The sequence below is a fragment of the Paenirhodobacter sp. genome (assembly GCF_047600745.1).
Classification (GTDB): Bacteria; Pseudomonadota; Alphaproteobacteria; order Rhodobacterales; family Rhodobacteraceae; genus Rhodobacter.
The window spans coordinates 140,220-163,325 of record NZ_JASGKI010000004.1; the positions used below are offsets into that span (position 1 = coordinate 140,220).

At 64.4% G+C, this 23,106-nt stretch carries 22 protein-coding genes and 1 tRNA gene; 9 read left to right on the plus strand and 14 right to left on the minus strand.

From position 1 onward, the window contains the following. Window positions 1-22: 22 nt before the first annotated feature. Together QM789_RS09310 and QM789_RS09315 are read right to left on the minus strand one after the other, a co-directional pair. Window positions 23-1,186: a sensor histidine kinase gene (locus QM789_RS09310; RefSeq protein WP_420351645.1), complete on the minus strand. Its 1,164-nt coding sequence runs from the start codon at window positions 1,184-1,186 to the stop codon at window positions 23-25. A gap of 135 nt (window positions 1,187-1,321) precedes the next feature. Beyond that, window positions 1,322-1,984, minus strand: a complete 663-nt coding sequence (locus tag QM789_RS09315) for a response regulator (protein WP_420351646.1) — start codon at window positions 1,982-1,984, stop codon at window positions 1,322-1,324. Window positions 1,985-2,301: 317 nt separating this feature from the next. Between QM789_RS09315 and QM789_RS09320 the strand changes: the two genes are divergently transcribed. Then, window positions 2,302-2,574, plus strand: a complete 273-nt coding sequence (locus QM789_RS09320) for a metal/formaldehyde-sensitive transcriptional repressor (RefSeq protein WP_420351647.1) — start codon at window positions 2,302-2,304, stop codon at window positions 2,572-2,574. Between the two features lie 181 nt (window positions 2,575-2,755). Further along, window positions 2,756-3,610, plus strand: a complete 855-nt coding sequence (locus tag QM789_RS09325; protein ID WP_420351648.1) for an alpha/beta hydrolase — start codon at window positions 2,756-2,758, stop codon at window positions 3,608-3,610. Window positions 3,611-3,627: 17 nt separating this feature from the next. On the opposite strand, the gene QM789_RS09330 is transcribed toward QM789_RS09325, so the two are convergent. Further along, on the minus strand, window positions 3,628-5,490 hold the full coding sequence (locus QM789_RS09330; RefSeq protein WP_420351649.1) for a FepA family TonB-dependent siderophore receptor: 1,863 nt from the start codon (window positions 5,488-5,490) through the stop codon (window positions 3,628-3,630). After that, window positions 5,483-5,926 carry a TonB-dependent receptor plug domain-containing protein gene (locus QM789_RS09335; protein WP_420351650.1) on the minus strand — a complete coding sequence of 148 codons (444 nt, stop codon included), beginning with the start codon at window positions 5,924-5,926 and terminating at the stop codon, window positions 5,483-5,485. Before QM789_RS09335 ends, QM789_RS09330 begins: the two co-directional genes overlap by 8 nt. A gap of 608 nt (window positions 5,927-6,534) precedes the next feature. Between QM789_RS09335 and QM789_RS09340 the strand changes: the two genes are divergently transcribed. Then, window positions 6,535-6,608: transfer RNA gene (locus QM789_RS09340), tRNA-Cys, on the plus strand. Window positions 6,609-6,682: 74 nt separating this feature from the next. Here the strand turns inward: QM789_RS09340 and QM789_RS09345 are convergent. The 3 genes from QM789_RS09345 to QM789_RS09355 form a co-directional block, all read right to left on the minus strand. Beyond that, window positions 6,683-7,531 (minus strand): tyrosine-type recombinase/integrase, encoded by an 849-nt coding sequence (locus QM789_RS09345; protein WP_420351651.1) that lies wholly within the window; start codon window positions 7,529-7,531, stop codon window positions 6,683-6,685. 207 nt (window positions 7,532-7,738) lie between these two features. Then, window positions 7,739-7,984, minus strand: coding sequence for a hypothetical protein (locus tag QM789_RS09350; RefSeq protein WP_420351652.1), 246 nt, complete (start codon window positions 7,982-7,984; stop codon window positions 7,739-7,741). Between the two features lie 222 nt (window positions 7,985-8,206). Beyond that, on the minus strand, window positions 8,207-8,425 hold the full coding sequence (locus QM789_RS09355; RefSeq protein WP_420351653.1) for a helix-turn-helix domain-containing protein: 219 nt from the start codon (window positions 8,423-8,425) through the stop codon (window positions 8,207-8,209). A 170-nt stretch (window positions 8,426-8,595) separates the two neighbouring features. Here QM789_RS09355 and QM789_RS09360 point away from each other — a divergent pair, with 170 nt between their 5' ends. Together QM789_RS09360 and QM789_RS09365 are read left to right on the plus strand one after the other, a co-directional pair. Then, window positions 8,596-9,117: a hypothetical protein gene (locus QM789_RS09360; RefSeq protein ID WP_420351654.1), complete on the plus strand. Its 522-nt coding sequence runs from the start codon at window positions 8,596-8,598 to the stop codon at window positions 9,115-9,117. Beyond that, window positions 9,110-9,460, plus strand: coding sequence for a hypothetical protein (locus QM789_RS09365; RefSeq protein ID WP_420351655.1), 351 nt, complete (start codon window positions 9,110-9,112; stop codon window positions 9,458-9,460). Before QM789_RS09360 ends, QM789_RS09365 begins: the two co-directional genes overlap by 8 nt. Window positions 9,461-9,536: 76 nt before the next feature. On the opposite strand, the gene QM789_RS09370 is transcribed toward QM789_RS09365, so the two are convergent. The 4 genes from QM789_RS09370 to QM789_RS09385 all read right to left on the minus strand — a co-directional run bounded on the left by QM789_RS09370 (window position 9,537) and on the right by QM789_RS09385 (window position 13,176). Next, window positions 9,537-9,926, minus strand: a complete 390-nt coding sequence (locus tag QM789_RS09370) for a hypothetical protein (RefSeq protein ID WP_420351656.1) — start codon at window positions 9,924-9,926, stop codon at window positions 9,537-9,539. Window positions 9,927-9,986: 60 nt separating this feature from the next. Next, window positions 9,987-11,864, minus strand: a complete 1,878-nt coding sequence (locus QM789_RS09375; RefSeq protein ID WP_420351657.1) for a phage major capsid protein — start codon at window positions 11,862-11,864, stop codon at window positions 9,987-9,989. Beyond that, window positions 11,845-12,258: a hypothetical protein gene (locus QM789_RS09380; protein WP_420351658.1), complete on the minus strand. Its 414-nt coding sequence runs from the start codon at window positions 12,256-12,258 to the stop codon at window positions 11,845-11,847. Before QM789_RS09380 ends, QM789_RS09375 begins: the two co-directional genes overlap by 20 nt. Window positions 12,259-12,573: 315 nt before the next feature. Next, window positions 12,574-13,176: a hypothetical protein gene (locus tag QM789_RS09385; RefSeq protein ID WP_420351659.1), complete on the minus strand. Its 603-nt coding sequence runs from the start codon at window positions 13,174-13,176 to the stop codon at window positions 12,574-12,576. Between the two features lie 713 nt (window positions 13,177-13,889). Here QM789_RS09385 and QM789_RS09390 point away from each other — a divergent pair. After that, window positions 13,890-14,921 carry an SDH family Clp fold serine proteinase gene (locus tag QM789_RS09390; protein WP_420351660.1) on the plus strand — a complete coding sequence of 344 codons (1,032 nt, stop codon included), beginning with the start codon at window positions 13,890-13,892 and terminating at the stop codon, window positions 14,919-14,921. Window position 14,922: 1 nt separating this feature from the next. Next, on the plus strand, window positions 14,923-15,120 hold the full coding sequence (locus QM789_RS09395) for a hypothetical protein (RefSeq protein WP_420351661.1): 198 nt from the start codon (window positions 14,923-14,925) through the stop codon (window positions 15,118-15,120). A 358-nt stretch (window positions 15,121-15,478) separates the two neighbouring features. Here QM789_RS09395 and QM789_RS09400 read toward each other — a convergent pair whose 3' ends face one another. Continuing rightward, window positions 15,479-16,141, minus strand: coding sequence for an integrase (locus tag QM789_RS09400; RefSeq protein WP_420351662.1), 663 nt, complete (start codon window positions 16,139-16,141; stop codon window positions 15,479-15,481). An 886-nt stretch (window positions 16,142-17,027) separates the two neighbouring features. On the opposite strand from QM789_RS09400, the gene glpD reads away from it, so the two are divergent. Then, window positions 17,028-18,569 carry a glycerol-3-phosphate dehydrogenase gene (gene glpD / locus QM789_RS09405; RefSeq protein ID WP_420351663.1) on the plus strand — a complete coding sequence of 514 codons (1,542 nt, stop codon included), beginning with the start codon at window positions 17,028-17,030 and terminating at the stop codon, window positions 18,567-18,569. Beyond that, window positions 18,569-20,044, plus strand: a complete 1,476-nt coding sequence (gene glpK / locus QM789_RS09410) for a glycerol kinase GlpK (RefSeq protein WP_420351664.1) — start codon at window positions 18,569-18,571, stop codon at window positions 20,042-20,044. Before glpD ends, glpK begins: the two co-directional genes overlap by 1 nt. A 31-nt stretch (window positions 20,045-20,075) precedes the next feature. Here the strand turns inward: glpK and QM789_RS09415 are convergent, their stop codons facing one another. Further along, window positions 20,076-21,512, minus strand: a complete 1,437-nt coding sequence (locus QM789_RS09415; protein ID WP_420351665.1) for an NAD(P)(+) transhydrogenase (Re/Si-specific) subunit beta — start codon at window positions 21,510-21,512, stop codon at window positions 20,076-20,078. 15 nt (window positions 21,513-21,527) lie between these two features. Continuing rightward, entirely contained in the window at window positions 21,528-23,102 is a 1,575-nt protein-coding gene (locus tag QM789_RS09420; RefSeq protein WP_420351666.1) for a Re/Si-specific NAD(P)(+) transhydrogenase subunit alpha, read from the minus strand. Window positions 23,103-23,106 lie beyond the last annotated feature (4 nt).

Sequence of the window (23,106 nt, forward strand, 5' to 3'; positions counted from 1 at the left end):
AGCCGTCGTGACAGGCTGCGCGTCAGCCATCCGTGCCGCGCAGGTGGACGCGCGCCATGAAGCCGTCCGCCCGCCCGGGACGCGGCGAAAGCAGGTCCAGACTACCGCCCGCCTGCGCGGCGATCTGCCCGCAGATATGCAGGCCCAGGCCGAAACCGTTGCCGTCCCCCCGGCTGAAGCGGCGCGGGAGCGTGTCGAGGTGCGGCACCACCGGCCCGCCGTTGGACACTTCGAGAAGCGGGCCGGGCTGAACGGAAACCACGATCTCTTCCCCGGCCCCGTGCTGGAGTGCGTTCTCCACCAGATTGCCCAGCACGATGGCAAAGGCGTCCGGGTCGATCCGGGCCAGCACCGGGGCTTTGGGCAGGTCTAGCCGGATCCGTGCGGGGACATCGGCCACGACCAGCCGGGCGAGGGCGGCGATGTCATGCGCCTGCGCCGAAGCGCCCACCCCGGCATCCGCGCGCGCCAGTTGCAAGAGCCGCGCCACCAGCCGCCGCATCCGTTGCAGCGCGCGTTCCAGCGCGTCGACCCGGCTGTTTTCGGGCCGGCTGTTTTCGGGGGCCTCGGCGCGCAGTTGCTGGACCTGTGCGAGCGCGATGGCGACGGGGGTGCGCAGTTCATGGGCGGCATTGGTGGCAAAGGCGCGCTCGGCCTCCAGCGCCTGCGTCAGCCGCGCCATGAAGCCGTTCACCGTGCCCGCGATCTGCACCAGATCCGCGGGCCAGCCGGTGGTGTCGATCGGATCGAGGCGGTTTCCGTCGCGGCTGGCGATCTCGGCACTGAGTGCGCGCATCGGCGCCAGCGCCTGCCGCGCGATCCAGCCGGTGAGCAGCCAGCTCAGCGGCAGAAGCGCCAGCATCGGCAGCAGGAAGCCGGTCATCCCCTCGCGCAGCGCCTCCCGCCGCTCGGCCAGTGGCGCGGCGAGTTGCAGCGCATGGCCTGCGGCGTTGAACGGCGTGGTATAAAGCCGGTAATCCGCCGCCGTGGCAAAGCCCGGTACCGAGAAGCGGCGGCAGTTCCGGGGCCACGGCGCGGCCCGCGCGGTCGACCTGGCGCAGAACCTGCCCGCCCTGACCGAACAGCCGGTAGAGCAGCGCCTCCTCGGGGGCGGAAAGCGGCTGCGGCATCTGTGGCCCGGCGCTGCCCTGCGCCTCCGCCAGCGACAGGAGCGGCAGCAGCACATGCGCGGTTTCGGCCAACTGCTGGTCGAACAGTTCCTCCTGCTCCGACCACAGCACCGAAACCATCACCAGCACCGCCGCGAGCCAGATCACCCCCAGCCCGAGCGTGGTGAACAGGGTCACCCGCCGGGACAGGTTCACGCGACCTCTCCCATCCGGTAGCCGAAGCCGCGCTGCGTCACGATGGCGCCGCGCCCGAGCTTGGCCCGCAGGCGGCTGACATGCGCCTCGATCGCGTTGCTTTCGATTTCGTCGCCGAAACCGTAGAGCGTTTCCTCCATCTGCGCGCGGGTGACGGTAATGCCGGGCCTGCGGCTCAGCCGTTCGATCAGCGCCCATTCCCGCAAGGTCAGATGCACGGGCGCACCGTCGAGCAGAACCTGCCGCCGCTCGGGCAGCAGGCACAGGCGGCCAAAGCGGCGTTCCACCTCTACCGTGCCGGTGGCGCGGCGGTGGATGGCGAGGATGCGGGCACGCATTTCGTCGAGGTCATAGGGCTTGACCAGATAGTCGTCGGCCCCGGCCTCCAGCCCGGCGATCCGTTCGGTGATCCGGTCCCGCGCGGTGACGATCAGCACCGGCACCCGCCGCCCCCCGGCACGCAGCCGCCGCAGGAAATCCAGCCCCTCGCCATCGGGCAGATGCAGGTCGAGCAGGATCAGGTCGTAATCCGTCCCGGCCGCAGCCGCCTCCGCATCGTCCAGCCGCAGCGCGAGGTCGACGGCATGGCCCGCCTGGCGCAGACAGGCGCCGATCGCCTCGGCCAGATCTGGTTCGTCCTCCACCGCCAGCAGGCGCATCTTCGTCTCCTCGGTACGGGGGGGTGTCCGCGCCGCCGTCCGCCCCTGCATAGCGCAGGCACCCCCGACTGGCTGCGGACCGTGCGCAAGCGAACGGTAATCCTCGGGGTCGATCAGCCCCGGGCCGCCGCGGTTCGGGAACGACATATGGTTGACGCCAGCACCCTCTGGCGGGGTTTGCCTGCGCGGTCGGGCGGCGCTGATCGGATGGGAAAGCGCGCCGCGCCCGGCCGAGATCGCATGGGGCAGGCATCTCCTTGCGTTCGGCGCGATATGATACCATGCCTTGCCAAAGTCCGGGGAGGATCGCCAACGCCATGTCCCATACCGTCAAGCAAAAGACCAGGCTGCTCGCCCGTGTGCGCCGGATCCGGGGCCAGATCGAAGGGGTGGAGCGGGCGCTGGAGGCCGAGGCCCCCTGTTCCGAAGTCCTGCGCCAGATCGCCTCGGTTCGCGGCGCCATCAGCGGGCTGACCGCGGAACTGATGGAGGATCATCTGCGCGAACATGTCGTGGCGGCGCAAGACGACGAGGCCCGCAGGTCCGGCGCCGAAGAGATGATCGAGATCATCAGAACCTATCTCAAATAGCCCCCATGTCCGAACAGGCCACCGATACCGGTTCCGATGGCAGGGTAGCGGCCGGAAATCCCGCTGTCGGCGCGCGGTTCGGGGATTTGCGGCGGGGGCGCTTGCATTCCCGGCACCGGCGGCGGTATTTCCACCTTATGCCAGCTTCCGCCCGCCAGACCTCGATCCCGGGATGTTTCTCTTGGCCACGCTGACCCGCCGCGTCCTGTTGGCCGCGCTTCCTGCCGCCTGCATGGCGATCCCTCCGGCTGCGCGGGCTTTCGACGCGCCCCCCGAAAGCCATCGGGTGTTGCTGCGCGATGTCACGGTTGATGGGCGGGCCTACCGGCTGTTCATGGCGGAGCCGGTCGGGGTTCCTCCGGCAAGCGGCTGGCCGTCGTTGTGGATGCTGGACGGCAATGCCGTTTTCGAGCGGCTGACGGCAGAGGATCTCCGCCACCATCCACGGCTGGCGGTTGTGGGCATCGGCTATCCGGGGAGCGAGAGCTTCGACACAACGGCGCGGGCGCTGGACTATACCCCGACGAGCCCGCCGGATACCGAAACGGCGCGCGGGCGGATGACGGGCGGCGCCGATGCCTTCCGCGCCCGGCTGACGGGGCCGTTGCGGCGCGCGGCGGCGGAGCGGGTCGCGCTCGATCCGGCGCGGTGCATGCTCTGGGGGCATTCCTATGGCGGGCTGTTCACGCTGCATTGCCTGATGTCCGAGCCGCTGGCCTTTTCGGGCTGGATCGCGGCGAGCCCTTCGAGCGGTTTTGGCGGCGGCGTGCTGCGGGGGCTGGCGGCCACGGCACCGCATCTGCCGCCGGAGCGGGTGGCTCCGGTGCGGATCCTGCTGGGCGACAGCGAACACCGGCGCGGAAGCCCCCCTCCGGGTGGGCCACGGCCCAACCCTGAAACCCTCGCGCTGGCCGAAGTGCTGGAACGGCGCGCAGATCTGGAGGTGCGGCTGACGGTGCTGAAAGGGCTGGGGCATGGCGCGACCTTCGCCGCATCCTTCCCGCAGGCCCTGGAATTGGCGGAGGCAGCCGGTTAGCCGCCCCCGCCGGGGGATCAGAACGTGGCGGTCAGGCCCAGATAGAACGCCCGGCCCGGCTCGTTGTAGGTATTTGCCCCTTCGCCCGACCGCAGGATGGTCTTGTCGAACAGGTTGGTCACGCCGCCGTTCAGCCGCACGCCATTCTCGAACTCATAGGACATGGCGAGGTTGACCAGGGTGTAGGGCGAACGGTCCTTGGTGTTGCTGGCATCGCCGCCGGTGGTGGCGCTGGTGCTTGCCGCCTCGATCTTGCCGAAATGGGTCAGCGAGGGGATGACCGAGAACTGATCCGTGACCTGATATTCCAGCGAAGCGTTGATCGTGTAATCCGGCACCAGCGACAGCGGCACCGTGACCGTCTTGCCACCGTCGAGCTTCAGCTTCTGCTCGGATTTGATCATGTAGGTGCCGTTGATGGCGACCTTGACGCGTTCGTGAACCGGGAAGGCCACGCTGCCTTCGAGGCCCGAAACCACCGCGTCCGGAATGTTGTCCCACTTGAACACGTTCCAGACTTCGCCGGTGACGCTATCGACGCTGGTGCCGAGCCTGTTGGGGCTGGCCTGGATCTTGTCGTGATAATTGTTGTGGAAATAGGTCAGGGTCGCGCTGACTTCGTTGGCGCCGTTGAAGGCGACACCGATTTCCTTGTTGATCGAGGTTTCCGGCTTCAGATCCTGGTTGCCCAGCATGGCGCAGCGGACATAGCGCTGCACCGTCCCGGTTTCGTCAACGAAATAGGGGCAGCCGCCGCCACCGGTGCGATAGGCATATTGCTCAGACTGCTGATAGAGGTTGGGCGATTTGAAGGCGCGCGCGATGCCGCCCTTGATCTGCCATTCCGGAGTCAGTTGATAGGCCGCGTTCATCCCGCCCGAAAGGTTGGTACCGAAGGTGTCGGCCCAGTCGTAGCGGATCGACGGCGTAAGCGTCAGCCGGTCGTTCCACGGGATATTCGCCTCGGCATAAAGGCCGACGTTCAACTGCTTGGTGATCGGGTCGTTCTGGCTCGGATCCGGCCGGTAATGGCCGAAGTCGAAGTTGATCACGTTGGGCTCGTAATCCGACAGGTCGAGCTTTTCCTGCCGCATTTCGGCGCCAAGGGTGATGGCGGAGGTCCGGCCAAAGATCTGCCGGTCGAAGATGACCTCGCTGCGGCCCGACCAGATCGTCATGCGCGCGGTATCCCAATCGGCATCGCTGTCGATCGCGCCTTCGCCGCTGCCGTTCATGCCTTCGCTCAGGCGGGTGTTCTTCGTGTTCTCCCATTGCAGGTAGCTGTTCACCCGGCCCCAGCCGTAATCGCCGGTATGGGTGAGGGCGCCGGTCCTGCGGCGCATGACGTTGGTTTCCTTGCCTTCGTTCGCCAGTTCGCCGATCAGCGGCCGCCCGCCTTCGCCAAGCGACCCGCCCAGAAGGACGTCACCCGCGTAAATATTGCCCTGCCGCGACATCCCCAGATCGAGGTCGAACTTGTCCTGCTGGGTCGGCTCCCAGCTCAGCCGGACGGTGGCGTCCTTGTTGACCACACCCTCCATCCCGGCGGGATAAGTCGTGCAGGGGACAACGTTGCCGCCGCGATCGAAGCATTCCTGATCCTTCAGGACGTCTTCATTCAGCGTCGCCTTGTCGCCGTCTTTCTTGTTGTAATTCCCCATCAGGCGGATGCTGAAATTCTCGCCCAGAGGCCGCGCATACATGAGGTTCGCGCGGGAGGTCTTGCCTTCCTTGCTGTTTTGCGGGGCGTTGTGATGCAGCCCGAAGGACCAGGTTTCCTTTTCCGGCTTCTTGGTGATGATATTCACCACACCGCCCGCCGCGCCAGAGCCATAACGCGCCGCTGCCGGACCGCGCAGGACTTCGATCCGTTCAATCATCTCGGCCGGTACCCAGTTCGAAATCGCCGCGCGTATCGCGTTCGCCCGAACGGCCCATCTTGACCGCGCCCCGCGACAGCACCGGCTTGCCGTCGATCAGGATCAGGGTGTTTTCCGGCCCCATGCCGCGGATGTCGATCTGGCGCTGGTTGCCGCGCTGCCCGGACGGGCTGTTCCCGGTCAGGTTGACGCCGGGCATCTTGCGCACGATTTCGGAAATGTCGTTCACGACCGGCTGCTTTTCCAGATCCTCTTCGGTGATCTGGGACACGCCGAGGGCCTGCTTGGCCTGTTCTTCGGCGGAAATGACAATCGTGTCGAGAACGACGTCATCTTCGGTGGTCTGCTGCGCCATGCCGGGACCGGCGAATGCCGGCAGCGACATCAGCAGGCAAAGGGCAGTGCCCGTGGAAGGGCGCGGGAAGCGCGATGCCATGAGAAACTCCTGATGGGAAAACGGGAATCGCTGGCTTCACGCGGGCTGATCCAGCTTCAACCATTCGTGATCCCGGTCATCAACGTCCGGCGCGCGTGCCGTGGCCATTATGTCGCTATTGTGGCGGATGCGTCACAAACACGATTTCTCCATTCCGGAAGGCAGCGGATATGGGCGGAGAGGTCGCGAGCCAGCCCCTCCGGCTTTGCGCGCTGAACAGGCGGGTTATGCTGATCGCTTCGAGGATGCCCCGCACTCATGAGTCCTCCGACAGCGACACTGGTGGCGCAATCAGGGTCTGGCCCCGGCAGCGAAGGGGGCTGCGTGCTCCACGCAGAGCCCGGCCTCGCAGGCGGGAGAGGGTGGTTAACCCAACCCTCGCGGCGCCGCTGGGCCTCTCGCGGAGATCGCGGCGCATATAGGGTGGAATGCTCCCTACAAGTCGGCGAATATCGGGCCTTGCGCCCATGTCTCCCCCGATGAAACCGATGCTGTTCTGGTGAAGCGGGAGCGCCAAAGGGGGACAGCGTGAACAAACTGTAACCGACGGGCAGTATAGATACAGCTTGACGCCCGTCTCAGAAAAAACTAATGAAACCGGGCTCCGAGGCGGGTTGGCGGAGAGGTTACGCAGCGGATTGCAAATCCGTGAAGACCGGTTCGATTCCGGTACCCGCCTCCAAATCTTTTCAATCACTTAGATGATGACCGCCGCCCTTTCGGGCGTCCATTTTGAACAGCGTTTTGAAAATCTGTTCATGCTCTGCCCCGTTTGGCCGCCGTCAGCGCCTCAAGAATGCGGTCGGACTCGCCGGGCGCAAGGCGGGCGTAATGCTCGATGACGTTCTGCGCATGGCGCAGCCCCCACCCCATGAAACCCGCGATCTGCGCAAGGCTAAGGCCCGCATTCAGTAGCCGCGTGGCGGCTGTGCCTCGGGCATCCTGAAGGCGTAGCGTGTCCGACAGCTTGGCCTTGTCGCGCCACTGGCGAACGCCCTCTGAAGCCCGGTGTTCGGTCAAGGGCTGGCCGTTGGCATTGGTCAGGATCAACAGCCGGTCCTTCGGCGTGTCATCCAGAATGGCGGCCATGCGCGGCAGCACCGGGATATGGGCCACCCGGCCGCGCTTGTTCGTCTTGATGCGGATGCGCCGCCCGCCCGGCGTCTCTTCGACATGGGCGCGGGACAGCTTAATAAGATCGCCCGGCCGCAGCCCGGTTTCGCAGGCGGCCAGAAGGATGCGCGACACCCATTCCGGCGCAAGGGCGGTGAAGGTGGCAAGGTCGCTTTCCGTCCAGACCACCTCGGCCCGGTCGGCCTTGTATGCCTTGGGCAGACGGTCGCAATGATGCTCGGCCACCTTTCCGGCATCCCGCGCCCAATTCAGGATCAGCGTGACCACCGTTCCGGCGTAGTCAAATTGCTTGGCCGAATGCGCCCACTGTTGCCGCCATTCGTTCACCTCGCCCCGAGAGGCCGGTTCCTCAAACATGGCGACAGGATCGTCTTTGAACTCTTCCGCAAAGCGTAGTGCCCATTTCCGGTAATCGTCTTGGGTACGAGGGCTTTTCGCCTTGAACTCGGCTGAAGACAGATAGGCGTCCACCATTCCGGGCACGAGGTGCCCAACCTTCGGCCGCCCCTTTCCTGTTCCGCGACGTAGGCGGCGAAGAAGGCGGGATCGGTCGGGAACGGCTGGCTATCCATCCAGAACCGTGCGCCCTTCCGGCGGGTCAGGTAAAAGTAATACCGCACAGTGCCATCGGCCAGCTTGGCCCGCACCCGGTTGATTTCGGGGGGAAGGCGCTGCCGGTTACGCGCCACGACGCGCCCGCCGCTGAGCGACCAGCCCGGCACCCGCACCCGAGGCGGCCCCGTCGCCGGTGTTCAGACCCTGCGCTTCATCCAGCCTGCGCCGCACCAGCGCCGGGTCATAGACACCCCGCCGCCCCGGCACCGGATGGATTTTCATAAGGGCGCACCAATCGCGGAAAGCGCCATTCGCCCCGGAAAACAGCATCTGCCGGGCAAGGTCTTCGCCAGAAATCAATTCAAACATGCGCGTTCACCTCCGACACAGGGGTGGTGCCTGCCGAAGTGCAGCATCGTGCAAAAGAAATGTCGATTGCCGTTGTGCCGCCTTCCGCCTCGCACCAAGCCGCCTGCAAGCGTCTTGATGCCCTTAAAAAGCAACACAACCCGGCAAGGTGCGGTTAAGGAAATCGGCTGAAATCGCCAGCGCGCGCCGCGATTTCGTTAGGTATATCTTAGCGAAAGCCTGTTACGCGCCCGCGCCGCCGGGCTTGGCGAGGCGCACCCCAGCCCCGCCGCCGTTTTCGGGAATGAACTCGACACCGGCGGATTCAAGCGCCGCGCGGATCGCGGCAACCGTGCTTGCCCGTAGTTCCTCGCCCCGCTCAAGGCGGGAAATGGTGTTGGGCGACACGTTCGCCAGTTCCGCCAATTCGCGGATGCCAAGCCCTGTTGCCACACGGGCCATTTTGCATTGGACGGCGTTCAAATGATAACCCTGCTACTTTTTTATTGACGACGTTTGCCACCTCTGAAATGGTAGCCCTGTTACTATGACCCAAGATGAACGATCCCGCAATGCCGAAAGCCCCGCTTTTCGGCCCCGGTGAAGTCATGCCCAAAAAAGAAAGGTGAGACATGGAAATCCTACACTTCGACCGCACCGCCTATACCGCAATGCAAGCCCGGATGGCCGAGACAGACGGCCGGGGCATCAGCATCAATGAATACCTTGCCGCCGGGCTGTTCGCGCTTGCCGTGGATTTCTCGGATGCCTTTGACCGCCTCGCCCAGCGGGAACCGCTCGAAGACATGCAAGACCTCGCCGGATGGATCGACATGGGCGCGGCCGCCACCGAATACAATCTGACCACCGCACAGATATGGGCGGGCCTTCAGGAATGCGCGGCGCGCGGTATGATGATCGTGGCCGTTAATATGGAAGATCCAGAACAGGTCTATTGCGGCCTCGCTTCGGACCCGACCACCACCCGCAATTCCGGTGCCCTCGGCCGCCTGCGCACCGGCCTTTGGCTTCTGCACATGGGCCGCGCCGATATGGTCGATTTCGACACCGCCCGCACCGAACGGGAGAAGGTCTGGCAGCTTGCGGCGCGGCACCGGGAATCGGCAGAGAAGCGGGCCGGGCTGGATGCGTGAGCGCCCCGGCTTCCGCAACAGGGCCTTGCTCGATTTCGTCTGCGCCGTCGCCGCGGTGCAGGAAGCCCCGGAAATCCCGCTTGGCCGCGCGGCCGGGCTGGACCCCTACGGCCTCGACATGGCCGTGGGCATGGCGCGGCAAGCGGGCTTCATTCATCCGGTCGCGCCCGGCCGCTATATCGTGACCCGGCAGGGTATCGTGTGGGCGTGCGGCCAGCTTATCCAAGCCCGCGCTATGCTGGCGCTGGAAGCGCGCGCGCTGCGCCCGGATCAGCCGAGGCAGGAAATCACAAAGCGGCCGCTTGGCGGCCGCCCTGTAACCCTAGTCCCCGCGCCCATGTGAAGGAACCGCCCGCCATTTCCTCCCCGGTCTGCCCTGACCTTCCAGCGCAGGGGCGAAGAAGGCCGAGGGCGGCCGGTCAAGCGGCCACAGCTTTCGCCAGCGCGCCCTTGCCCGAGAAATTGAAGGTGACAGCCACCCACCCGTCTTTCGCGCCGGAAAGCGGGATACCCGACACCACGGCGTTGCCGCTGTAGTAGGCCGCGCCGGTATCGTCGCCGCCCGGATACAAGTTCAGCGCCACAACGGTGCCCACTTCGATGTCGTCTTGGGTGGTGTTCGTCGGGTCATAGTAGCATTCCAGCGAACCGGACCACCCCTTGACGCCAACCCCGGCGTCTTTCCATTCCTCGCCCATGGAATAGGCTTCCGTCACATCCGCAGTCACGTCCAGATTCCAGCTTTGGACATGGGCGAAATCGGTGGCACCGATTTTCACAATCCCGTCCTTGCCGTGAATGATCGCCATAACGGCACCTCCGTTCAAATGGATACCCGCGCCCGGTCAGGGGCGCGGGTCAGATCAGGGTCAGCCGGTTACGGCATCGGTGATCGCGGCGAAAGACTCCGCATGGCGCAGGGCGATATCCCATTCGCTATGCGCGATGATCCGCACGTTGCCTTTTGCGGCTTCGGTCACATTGTCCACAATCAGGTCGATGCCGCCCCACTGGCCGATGATCATGTCCGACCAGTTGCCGAAGATCACAGTCGACAAGCCGGTGCCGCTGCCCTTGGTGCCGTTCGACGGCACAAGCGACGAAAACGCGGCCTTGTATCCGGCGATTTCCCACTGGCCTGCGATGCGCTCCAAAATCATCATCGGCCCAGCATCGGCTGTCAGCTTGGACATTAGGTCCGCCTTCAGCTTGTGCGACATGAGCCAGCCATAGGACGTGCCCGCGACGTTCTCACCTTCCACCTCGGCCATAAGGGCCGTCAGCTTCGGGAACTCTACATCGCCGCCGTTGGTGCCGATTGCCACGCTGCCAATGCCCGAGGTGTTCAGGATGCCGCGCGGAACGGTCGCGGTGCCCGCACCGTTGATCGCGGCATCATCCAGCGCCACCGCAATCGCCTTGCGAAGATCGGCCTGCAACAGCGTGTCCAGACCCGGCAGGGACTGCTTCAGTTGTCGCCGCGAAATCTGGGTACGCGCGGCAAGCTGATGCAGAGTCAGAGAAACCGCGTCAAACTCGGGGTCGCTCTCACTCACGGCGGAATCTTCGGCAATCCACTCGGCCGCCGTTCCCGCAACCATGCGCGGGATGCTGACGTTCTCAACAAGCCCCGGCAGAACCGTGGCCCCGAGGTTCATCACCTGCACCTCGGGCCGAAGTGCATCAATGAACGACTCGGCCGCGTGGTGGGTGCCGATCAGCGAAGGTGCGGTCGCCGTGGTCACGACAGCCCGGCCCAGCACGGCAGGAGGAATCCATACCCCGGAAGGGGTGCGCCCCATGGAGCGGCCGACTTCCTGCGACAACTCGCGTTCAAAGCCCGCCGCCCGCCAGTCGCCCGAAACCTCGGCCGCGACGGCGCGGGTCAGCGAATAGGCCCGCTCCCCGCCCAGATGCAGCGCCGGGGAACGGCTGCGGGTCGCGGTGGACTCGTCGGTGCCAAGCACCTCAAGCGCCTGCATCTGGAAATCGCGCACGGACATGCCGTCATCAATCGCGGCGGCGGTCATGTCAGCGGGCAGCTTGAAACGGGCGGCGGTGGCGGTGATTTCGCGCACCCGCGCCCGTTCGGACGCAGTGGCATTCGCAGCGGCCGTGGCCGGGCCAGTGGGGGCCGGATTCACCGGCAAAGTGGTGGGGGTGGTCATATCGGAACCTTCGTTCTGGGGGGCGGTAAAGGAGCGGCCGACGCCCACCGAAATGTCGGCGGGTACGGACACGAGCGAAATTTCGAGAAGCTGCCAGCGGGCGCGCACAATCGGCAGGCCGTCTCCGGCAGTCTCCACCACCTCAAAGGCGGTGGGTTGATAACCGGCCGAGGTGGCCGAAACCTCGCCCGCTGTGACACGGGCAAGCATGGCATCGCCTTCGGGCGTGGCGGCGAAGGTGGCAAGGGCCTTCCCGCGCCCGCCTTCGATCCATGCCCGAGTGACGGTCCCGACCTTGGCGGCCACCTCGCGCTTGTGATCCAGCAACAGAGGCACAACCCCCGCCGTGACGCGCGACAGATCGGCCTCGCCGGGGCCATGCCCGAGAACCTCATAGGCAAGCCCCACGCCGGGAAACTCGCGCAGCACGGGGGCCTCGGACGAAAACGACAGGGCCACGGTGCGGGCATCGCCAGCTTCAGGCAGAATCTCGGCGGTGATCGAAGGTGCAAAGCGGGTCATGGCCGCAACACCCCCGGCTGACAGACCAGCGCCCAGATCAGTGATAGGCGCGGTCATGGCACCCTCCCACCTTCGCAGGTGCTACAGGCATACCCGCGCCCGAGGTGGCCGCCAGCGCGGCGGCGATCTTCGCCGGGTTCAGCCCGAGGATACCCGCGCCCGCCTCATTCGCCCGCGCCACGAACCGCCCGAGGCGGCCGTCATCGGTCGAAACCAGCGCGGTGGGCGCTTCAGCGTCAAGCCGCCAAACCACCAGCGCGTCCGGCCCTTTCGACAGCGCCGCCGCGATCCGGCCCGGCGCATCGCAGAGAAGGCGGAAGGCGACGTCCTGCCGAAGCCCAAGGCGGCGGGTCTGGGCGATCAGCGCCGCGAGGCATCCGGCCACGATATCCGAATTTTCGGCCGTCGCGCCCTCGGGCGAGGCCATATCCTGCACGTCATGCCGCAGCATTAAACGGCCTCCTTTTCCCTGTGAAAACAAAAACCCCAACCCAAAAACCCGCCCGGAAAAATCGCCAGACTGCCCAAAGCAGCGTGGCGCGAATATCCCCACGTTGGCCTTGCTCGGAAGAACCTAAAGAGTGTGAGTCCAGGGCGATTTCTGCCGAAGTGGAACGGGAAGGCCGGGCAGCGCCCGATGACACGGGCGCGGACCTGTAGCCCGGCCTTCCCGCCCCCACGACACCAGCGAGGCCACCAAACCCGCTGGATGATCCGGGCGAAGAAATCGCGTAACCCGCCCGAATGGTATTTGATGCGGCCAGCATCATCCGGCCGCCTGCGTCGCCGGTCGCATGAAGGTTGCCGGGTCTTCCCCCAGCCAAAGAGCGATAGAGCGGCAGAGGTGCGAGAGGTTCAGTACCACCAGCGGGTCGCCCGCTTCCTCATGCCCGGCCAACCGCGCGGCCTCGGCCATGGAACCATGGTAACGGTCCCCGACAAAGGCAAAAGCCGTGCGGCCCTCGGCGTCTTCCGTGACCGGGCTGGTTGAGTTGACAATCAGAATAGTGTCGCCCTCGGGGTAGAGAGGCCACCAGCGCACCGGATGCCCCTCGGGCGCATCCGTGCCAAAGACAAAGCGGAAGCCCAGCCGGAACGCCTCGTCAGCCTTGACCCCGTAGCGGATCAACCTGAAGCCGATGGACAGCACCACCACCGCTTCGTCCGTCAGATAGCGGCGCAACCACCGCTGATTTTCGCAGGCCGATGCGCGGTTGGGGCCGATGTGGTCTTCAAGGCATTCACCCGCCTCACCAAAGATTTCGGACAGAATGGCACCCGGTCCGTAAATGTAATTGTTGAGAGTGGTCCTCCCGAAACCTATGATGTGGAGCGCATGGGAAATGGGGTGGCGTTTTTCGGTCTGCATCGCTTCGGCGTCCTTTTCTTTGGTGACTGGAAGAAGTCGCCTTTGGAAAAAAATCGCACAAAATGATGTCTATTCTCTTGATAAAACCCTGTATTTTTCCTGTTTAGATCGTTGAAAATTTAACGCTTCTGCAATCAGTATGTGCTACCGGCCCGCCCTTCCCCTTATGCGATCCGCAGACCGCACCTGACCACTTGGGGGCGTAGGGCCATCGTCAAGGGATGACCGGGGTCGGCTTTAGGGAAAGACTGAATCGAATTTTCATTCTGTCCTTTCAATTACCTAGACGAAATTGGGGATGTTGGGGCAGGGAAATCTCCCTATTAGCTGCTAGAGATTCACAGATTTGCTCAGTTTTTTAGGTTCTGCGCTAGGGATTATCATCCCCATCATCCCCAAGAATATCTAAGATCATAAAAACAAAGAGAAATTCAGCATTCTAACAGGAAAACTGCTTCCCCAAACCCTCCCCAAGCCCTCCCCATTGGGGAAGCACCTTCCACAAACCGCCCTGCAAGCCGTCACTTGCGCCTCGCATCCTCTTCGCCCGGCGAATGCCGGGCGGCATTATTCCCTTCCCCCGGTCAAAGATCGGGGCAGATCGGTTTAGGTGTGGGAACCGGGGGCGCGGGGCAGAGAGGGGCACGGGCAGCGCCAGCACACAGCTAGGTCGCAGCAAAAACCGCTATACAACCTACCGCAGATGGCACTAAATGTTGGGAAAATTTGCGCCGGAGGAACCATTGTCAGCTTTTGCGGATCGCCTGCCACTGTATCAGCAAATCGAGGCAGCGCGCGGATCGAAGGTCTTGGTGTATGCGACCAGCGATAGGCCGGGCATGGAAGCGCAGATCGCGCCAGATGTGATCGACTTCTTCGTAGATCATCTGGACGCCATGTGGCCAACGCAAAAAATCAGCCTGATCCTACATACCAACGGGGGCGACACCGCCGCCGCATGGCAGTTGGTGAACCTTTTCCGCACGTTCTGCGATGACTTGGAGGTAATCATTCCCCGCAAGGCACTTAGCTCTGGAACTTTGATTTCGCTTGGTGCCAACCGCATCGTAATGACGAAACAGGCATCCTTGGGGCCGATTGACCCGAGCCTGAACAGCGCACTTAACCCCTTGATCCCCGGCGGCGGACCGAACCACAGGGCACCCGTTAGCGTTGAAGCTGTGCAAGGTTTCTTGGATGTGGTCCAAGATCAGCTTAAGGTCACTGACGCAGGAGCTTTGGCTACGGTGTGGAACAACCTGTCGGAGAAAATCCACCCTCTTGTGCTTGGGCAGATTTTCCGCACACGGTCGCAGATCAGGACGTTGGCAAAGCGTTTGCTTGCGCACCAGCAAGTCGAGGAAGAGAAGCGCGATGCGATCATCGCCTTCTTGTGCAGCGAGTCAGGCAGCCACGACCACACCATCAACAGGCGGGAAGCCCGCAGCATGGGGCTGGCGATCGAGAACGCTTCCGAAGAACTTTACGGAATCTTAAAGTTATTGCATAATTCTATGGCCGATGCCCTGAAGTCGCGGACCCCGTTCAGCCCAGACACGGAACTTGCAGGTCAGCAACAGTGCGGGTATTCGTGCAGCCGCGTGCTGATCGAGAGTGTTTCGCATGGGAGCCATCAGTTCTTGTCCGAGGGGATGATCTCGCGGGTTCAGATGAATCAGAACGGCATCCCGCAAGTCGGCATTCAGGATTCTAGAAACTTTGAAGGTTGGAGAAAGGTAGCATGAAATGAAATCGGCATACGAAGTGTCACCAGCTAACTATTCGTTTGAAAATGCTGGGAAAACTTGGACGTCTTCGGCCTGCGAGACGTTCTACGCCAACACTTCCAGCGCGCCGAACTCGCTGGCGGAACTGAGCCGCCATGCCATGCTGGTTCTTCCCACCATGCTACTTGATGACACCGCCGAGGAACACGCGGTCTGACACGCCTCTCCCGGCAGAAGAACACAGCGCGCCCGGTCGGTGGCGCGCTTTTTCGTTACGGGGCAGGAGAAGAACATGGCGTCAGTTTTGCGACCGACTGACAAGCCATTGATTTCCTTAGGACCGAAATCCGTGCGTTTTGAAGAATTTCTCAATGGAATCCACGCCCACCGTGGGATTGCAAATCCGTGAAGACCGGTTCGATTCCGGTACCCGCCTCCAAATCTTTCAACGACTTGACCTTATGATGCCCTGTCAGGGTATCAAATAGGGTATCAGATTCATGTTCTGGTCCCGTTCTGTTTATTGCCGCTTCTCCCGCGCCTGACGTGCCCGCATCTCCTGCCGGGCTTCGCAATCATTTCTTTCGTCGCATGGCCGGAATAGGCCGCGATCTCGTCGTCATCGCAGCCGACCCATGCCGTTCCTTCACCCCACGATAGCGTAGCGCGTGCAGGTCGTAGGCTTCCAGCCCCAGCCGCTTGCGCTCCTTCAGCATCAGATCGGCCATGTAGCGATAGCGGGTTGGGTTGCCATCCCGCTTGATGAGGATGGGGCGGGCAGCGATGGGAACGGCCCCAAGCCCGGCCTTGGTGCGGTCGAGCGCTTCCCGGAGCTGATCCGTGCAGGGGAGCACCAGCGGCTTGTCAGTCTTGTTCTGGCGCAGGGTCAGGGAATCACCATCGTAGTCGCCCCAGCGGAAACCCACCCAGTCACCACTGCCGACGCCAATCTCGAAGATTAGGAGCGGCAGCGGTTGCGCCTCGGCCCGGAACCTTTCCACCGCCCAATCCGGCCATGGCAGGTGTTCCCGCCGCCGCTCGGCAGGGGTCTTGAGTGCCCGGACGCCCTTCGCCGGATTGTTATGGAGCCTGCCCAGATCAATCGCGACAACCAGCATCTGGGGGCTATAGTTCGCGAACCGGGTGCGATGCGCGTTCGCCTTCTGCGCCCCGATCACATCGGCCCGCGTCAGGGCTTTCACGTCGCGGCTGCCGATCTTCTCCCGCAGGTAGTCCATCACCTTGTCGTAATCCTGTCGGGTACGACTTGAGGCGGGTCCAGCGGTCGGACGTGCGGTAGTCGTCCATCAGCGCGGCCTATGCGGACTTCGCCTGGGCGCGTTTGCCTGTAAGGATTTCCCAGTATTCCCGGTCAAACGCAGACGTGCCTTCAGCCGCTCCCACAGGTCCGAAACCATCGTGACGACATCGGCCAGCGCGTCGCCAAGGCAAGTTCTCGCGCGTGAAAGAAGATCGGCTATGGTCAGCCTTGTGAGCCAGTGAAACCGTGGCGGCAGGGCAACAGAGCGGCAAATAGCGCAGAATCCGACGAAAATGCGGGCTTGCTCGCGGGTGGGTATGCAACTTTCCCGTTTGATTTCAGTGGACTACCGAATCGGTGCCTGCGTCCGAGGCTTTCAGTAAATTGGTCCGGGCATCTTTCTTTGGGAAGATGATCGGCGGTTTCTGGTGGCGGGTCGGGAGGTTCTGCCGGTTGAGAGCCTGCGTTCCGGGTTATCTGCCACGGGTTTTTCATCCAGTCGCGACCGGAGCCCGGTTTGTGTTTGCTTGATCGGCGCAGAGTGAGCAATCGCCCGACGCGCGGAGCTTTCATCCTGCGCAGTGGGGCGGGTCCTAGGGTTCGCCGCGAATGGCCGGTAGCGAACAGGCGCGGCTTCTGGTAGATCCGTGCGAGGAACGGCCGGGCAGGGTGACGGAATGAAGGCGCTTGTCACCATCTTCGATGTGACGATGCCGCTTCCGTCCGCCCGTAGCGGCGCCGTCCCGCCGCCCGGAGATGGACCGTGATCGGGGATGTTCCTTCCTTGCGACCGGGATGATAGAGGGTGACTCTGGCGACCCGGGGCTGCGCGCCCTGAGGCAGTGGTTCCGGAGGAGGCGCAGATGTCGGAGACAGTCGACCTGTTCGTGATTGGCGGCGGCGTCAATGGCTGCGGTATCGCGCGGGACGCGGCGGGGCGGGGGCTGAGCGTCACGCTGGCCGAGCAGGGCGATCTGGCACAGGGCACGTCCAGCGCCTCGACCAAGCTGTTCCATGGCGGGTTGCGCTACCTCGAATATTTCGACTTCCATCTGGTGCGGGAGGCACTTGCGGAGCGGGAAACCCTGCTCACCGCGATGCCGCATATCAGTTGGCCGATGCGCTTCGTGCTGCCCTGGTCGCCCGAGATGCGGTTCGAGAGCAACACCCCGACGTCGCGCTTGCTGGGGCTGTTCCTGCCGTGGATGAAGGGGCGCCGCCCGGCCTGGCTGATCCGGTTCGGGTTGTTCCTTTATGACGTGATGGGCGGGCGGAAGATCCTGCCGGGCACGCGCCGGGTCGACCTGAACAGGGATCCGGCAGGCGGGCCGCTGAAACCCGGCTTTCCGCGTGCGTGGGAATATTCCGACTGCTGGGTGCAGGATTCGCGCCTCGTCGTGCTGAACGCGCGCGACGCCGAACTGCACGGCGCGCGGATCCTGACCCGGACGGAGGTACGCTCGGCACATCGCAAGGATGGGCTTTGGGAGATCGTCACCGAAGACGGCGCGGTCCATCACGCCCGCGCGCTGGTCAATGCCACGGGCCCCTGGATCGGCGGGGTGATCCGCGATGTGATCGGCCTGCCCACGGCGGAAAGCGTGCGCCTTGTCCGGGGCAGCCATATCGTCGTGCCGAAGCTCTATGACCATGACAAATGCTATTTCTTTCAGGGCACGGATGGGCGGATCATCTTCGCCATTCCCTATGAAGGGGACTTCACCCTGATCGGCACCACCGATCAGGACCATCAGGGCCGCCCCGAGGATGCGCGCTGCACCGATGCCGAGCGCGATTACCTCTGCGCCTTTGCCAGCCGCTATTTCGTGAAACCCGTGCGCCCGGAGGATGTCGTCTGGACCTATTCCGGTGTGCGCCCGCTTTATGACAACGGGGAGGAATCGGCTACGGCGGCGACGCGGGATTATGTGCTGGGGCTGGATACGGCGGGGCCGCCGCTGCTGAATGTATTCGGCGGCAAGATCACCACCTATCGGCGGCTGGCGGAACAGGCGATGGGCAAGCTGCTGCCCTTCTTCCCGCAGGCGGGCGGCAACTGGACGGCGGGCGTGCCGCTGCCGGGGGGGGATTTTCCGGTGGATGGGGTGGGCGCGCTGATCGGGCGCCTGCGCGAAAGATATCCGTTCCTGGCCGCTCCCCATGCCGCGCGGCTGGTCCGGACGTATGGGACCGAGGCGTTTGCGATGCTCGACCATGCGAAGGGGCCCGCCGATCTGGGGAACCATCTGGGCGGGACGCTGACCTGTACCGAGGTCGCCTGGCTGATCCGCAAGGAATACGCCCGCACCGCCGAGGATATTCTGTGGCGGCGCACCAAGCTGGGCCTGAGCCTGACGCCGGAGCAGGTCGCGGCGCTGGATGCGCATATGACGCGGGTGAGCTAGTGGACCATATTCTTGCCATCGACCAGGGCACGACCTCTTCGCGCGCGATCCTGTTCGACGCCGCGCTGCGCCCGGTCTCCGTGGCGCAGGAGGAATTCCCGCAGCACTATCCGCGCCCCGGCTGGGTCGAACATGATCCCGGCGACCTTTGGGCCACGGTGGCCGCCACCGGGCGGGCGGCGATCGAACGAGCGGGGATCGGGGCAGGGCGGATCGCCGCGATCGGCATCACCAACCAGCGCGAGACGACCCTGCTGTGGGACCGCGCGACGGGGCGGCCGCTGCACCCCGCCATTGTCTGGCAGGATCGCCGCACCGCCGATATGTGTTCCGCGCTGCATGCTCATGGGCCGATGATCACCGAGCGGACGGGGCTGCTGCTGGATCCGTACTTCTCGGGGACGAAGCTGAAATGGCTGCTGGATACCATCCCCGGCGCGCGGGAGCGGGCGCGGCGGGGGGAGCTGGCCTTCGGCACCGTGGACAGCTGGCTGATCTGGAACCTGACGGGCGGGCGGCTCCATGCGACGGATGCCACCAATGCCGCGCGGACCCTGCTGTTCGACATCGGCGCCAATGCCTGGGATGCGGAGATCTGCGGATTGCTCGATATTCCGATGCAGCTGTTGCCCGAGGTGCGGGACTGCGCCGCCGATTTCGGCCGGACCCGGCCCGATCTGTTCGGGCGCGAGATCCCGATCCTGGGCGTGGCGGGGGACCAACAGGCCGCGGCGGTGGGGCAGGCGTGCTTCCACCCGGGGATGATGAAGGCGACCTATGGCACGGGCTGTTTCGCGTTGCTGAACACCGGCACGGATCGCGTCGCATCGCGCAACCGGCTGTTGACCACCATCGCCTGCCGGCTGGACGGGCGGACGACCTATGCGCTCGAAGGGTCGATCTTCATCGCCGGGGCGGTGGTGCAATGGCTGCGCGACGGGCTGCGGATCATCCGTTCGGCGGCAGAGACGCAGCCGCTCGCCGAAAGCGCCGATCCCGCGCAGCAGGTGGTGATCGTGCCCGCCTTCACCGGCCTTGGCGCACCCTATTGGCGGCCCGAAAGCCGGGGTGCGGTCTTCGGCCTGACCCGCAATTCCGGCCCGGCGGAATTCGCGCGGGCGGCTCTGGAAAGCGTGGGCTATCAAACTCGCGATCTGGTCGAGGCGATGCGCGCGGATTGGGGCACGGCGGGCGTTCTGCGGGTCGATGGCGGGATGGTGGCCAGCGATTGGGCGATGCAGTTCCTGGCCGATATTCTGGGTGCTCCGGTGGATCGGCCGGTGGTGACCGAAACGACGGCGCTCGGCGCGGCCTATCTGGCGGGGCTTAAGGCCGGGCTGTGTCCGGAGCCCGAGGATTTCGCCCGAAGCTGGTCGCTGGAGCGCCGCTTTGCGCCGATGATGGGGGAAGATCTCCGTTCGGAGAAATACGCCCGATGGCGCCGCGCGGTCCGGGCGACGATCGAAGCGGGCTGAGGTTGGCCGGTAACCGGCCAACCTCAAACGCTTACTTGCGCAGGAGATGCAGCAGTTCCTCGACGCTTTTTTTGGCGTCTCCGTAGAACATGCGGGTGTTGTCCTTGTAGAACAGCGGGTTTTCGATGCCGGAATAGCCGGTGCCCTGACCGCGCTTCGACACGAAGACCTGCTTCGCCTTCCAGACTTCCAGCACCGGCATCCCGGCGATGGGGCTGTTCGGATCTTCCTGCGCCGCCGGGTTCACGATGTCGTTCGAGCCGATCACGATCACCACGTCGGTGTTCGGGAAATCGTCGTTGATCTCGTCCATTTCCAGCACGATGTCATAGGGCACCTTGGCTTCGGCCAGCAGCACGTTCATGTGCCCGGGCAGGCGGCCCGCGACGGGGTGGATCGCGAAACGCACTTCCTTGCCCTTGCCGCGCAGGATCGAGGTCAGTTCACTGACCGCCTGTTGCGCCTGCGCCACCGCCATGCCGTAGCCCGGCACGATGATGATGCTGTCGGCATCGTTCAGCGCATCGGCCACGCCCTGCGCGTCGATCGCGACCTGTTCGCCCGTGACTTCCATCGCCGGGCCTGTCGTGCCGCCGAAGCCGCCGAGGATCACCGAAATGAACGAGCGGTTCATCGCCTTGCACATGATATAGGACAGGATCGCGCCCGAGGAACCCACCAGCGCGCCGGTGACGATCAGCAGGTCATTGCCCAGCGAAAAACCGATGGCCGCCGCAGCCCAGCCCGAATAGCTGTTCAGCATCGACACCACCACCGGCATGTCGGCGCCGCCGATGCCCATGATCAGGTGATAGCCGATGAAGAAGGCGAGCAGCGTCATCAGCACCAGCGCCCAGGCCCCGGCGCCGTTCATGAAGGCGATCAGAAGCAGCACCGAGCCGATGGCCGCCGCCGCGTTCAGGATATGCCCGCCCGGCAGCTTCTTCGCCTTGCCGTCGACCTTGCCCGCGAGCTTGCCGAAGGCGATGATCGAGCCGGTGAAGGTCACGGCCCCGATGAACACGCCGAGGAACAGCTCGACCCGCAGGATGCTGAGCTCGACCGGCGTTTTATGCGCGACGATGGCCGCGAAACCGCCCAGCGAGGCGCGCGCCTCCTCCGAAAGCCCCGCGACGTGGACCGCCTCAAGATAGGCGTTGTAGCCGACGAACACCGCAGCGAGGCCGACGAGCGAGTGCATCGCCGCCACCAGTTGCGGCATTTCCGTCATCTGCACGCGTTTCGCGACGATCCAGCCGATGATGCCCCCCGCCACGATCATGATCAGCGACAGCAGCCACAGCCCCTTGCCCGGGCCGATCAGCGTCGCCACCACGGCGAGCGCCATGCCGACGATGCCATACCAGACCGCGCGTTTCGCGCTTTCCTGCCCGCTCAGCCCGCCCAGCGACAGGATGAAGAGGACGGCCGCAACCACATATGCGGCGGTCGTGAATCCGAATTCCATAACCTCTTCCTCCGCTTATGACTTCTGGAACATGGCGAGCATGCGCCGGGTGACCATGAAGCCACCGAAGATGTTGATCCCCGCCATGAACACCGACAGCGCGCCGAGCAGGATCACCAGGAACGAGCCCGAGCCGATCTGCATCAGCGCGCCCAGAATGATGATCGAGGAGATCGCGTTCGTCACCGCCATCAGCGGCGTGTGCAGGCTGTGCGAGACGTTCCAGATCACCTGGAAGCCGACGAAGCAGCTCAGCGCGAAGACGATGAAGTGCTGCATGAAGGACGCAGGCGCCACCAGCCCGACCGCCAGCAGCAGCACCGCGCCGATGCCCAGAAGGCCGATCTGGTTGCGGGTCTGCTTGCGGAAGGCGGCTACTTCGAGTGCGCGCTTTTCCTCATGCGTCAGTTCCTTCGGCTTCTCCGCCGGTTTCTTCGCCGCGATCGCCGCGATCTTGAGCGGCGGCGGCGGGAAGGTGAGCGCGCCTTCATGGGTGACGGTCGCCGAGCGGATCACGTCATCTTCCATGTTGTAGTTGACGACGCCATCCTTGCCCGGGGTCAGGTCGGCCATCATGTGGCGCACGTTGGTCGCATAAAGCTGCGACGCCTGCGCCGCCATCCGCGACGGGAAATCGGTATAACCGACGATGGTCACGCCATTGTCGGTGACGATCTTCTGATCCTTCTCGGTCAGTTCGCAGTTGCCGCCACGCTCGGCGGCGAGGTCGACGATGACGCTGCCGCGCTTCATCGCCTCAACCATGTCCTTCGTCCACAGCACCGGGGCATCGCGGCCCGGGATCAGCGCGGTGGAGATCACGATGTCCATGTCCGGCGCGAGTTCGCGGAACTTCTTCAGCTGCGCTTCGCGGAACTCCGGGCTTGACGGGGCGGCATAGCCACCGGTTGTCGCGCCGTCCTGCTGCTCGCCCGCGAAATCGAGATAGACGAATTCCGCGCCCATCAATTCGATCTGCTCGGCCACTTCGGGGCGCACATCGAAGGCATAGGTGATCGCGCCGAGCGAGGTCGACGCCCCGATCGCCGCAAGCCCCGCGACGCCCGCGCCGATGATCAGCACCTTGGCCGGCGGCACCTTGCCCGCCGCCGTCACCTGCCCGGTGAAGAAGCGGCCGAAGTTGTTCGCCGCCTCGACCACCGCGCGGTAGCCCGCGATATTGGCCATCGAGCTGAGCGCGTCCATCTTCTGCGCGCGCGAGATCCGGGGCACCATGTCCATCGCGATGACATTCGCGCCGGTGGCCTGCGCCTTCTCCAGCAGATCCTTGTTCTGCGCCGGATAGAAGAACGAAATCAGCGTCTGGCCCTTCTTCAGCCAGGTGATTTCCTCCTCGCTCGGCGGGCGGACCTTGGCGATGAAATCCACCGCCTCGAACAGCGCCTGTGCGCCCTGGATCACCGTCACGCCCACCTTTTCATAGGCGGCATCGGTGAACCCGGCGGCAAGGCCCGCGCCCGATTCGATGAAACAGCTATGGCCGAGCTTCTGCAACTGCACGGCCGAGTCGGGCGTCATCGCGACGCGCGCTTCGCCCTCGAATGTCTCTCTCGGTGCCCCGATCTTCACTGTG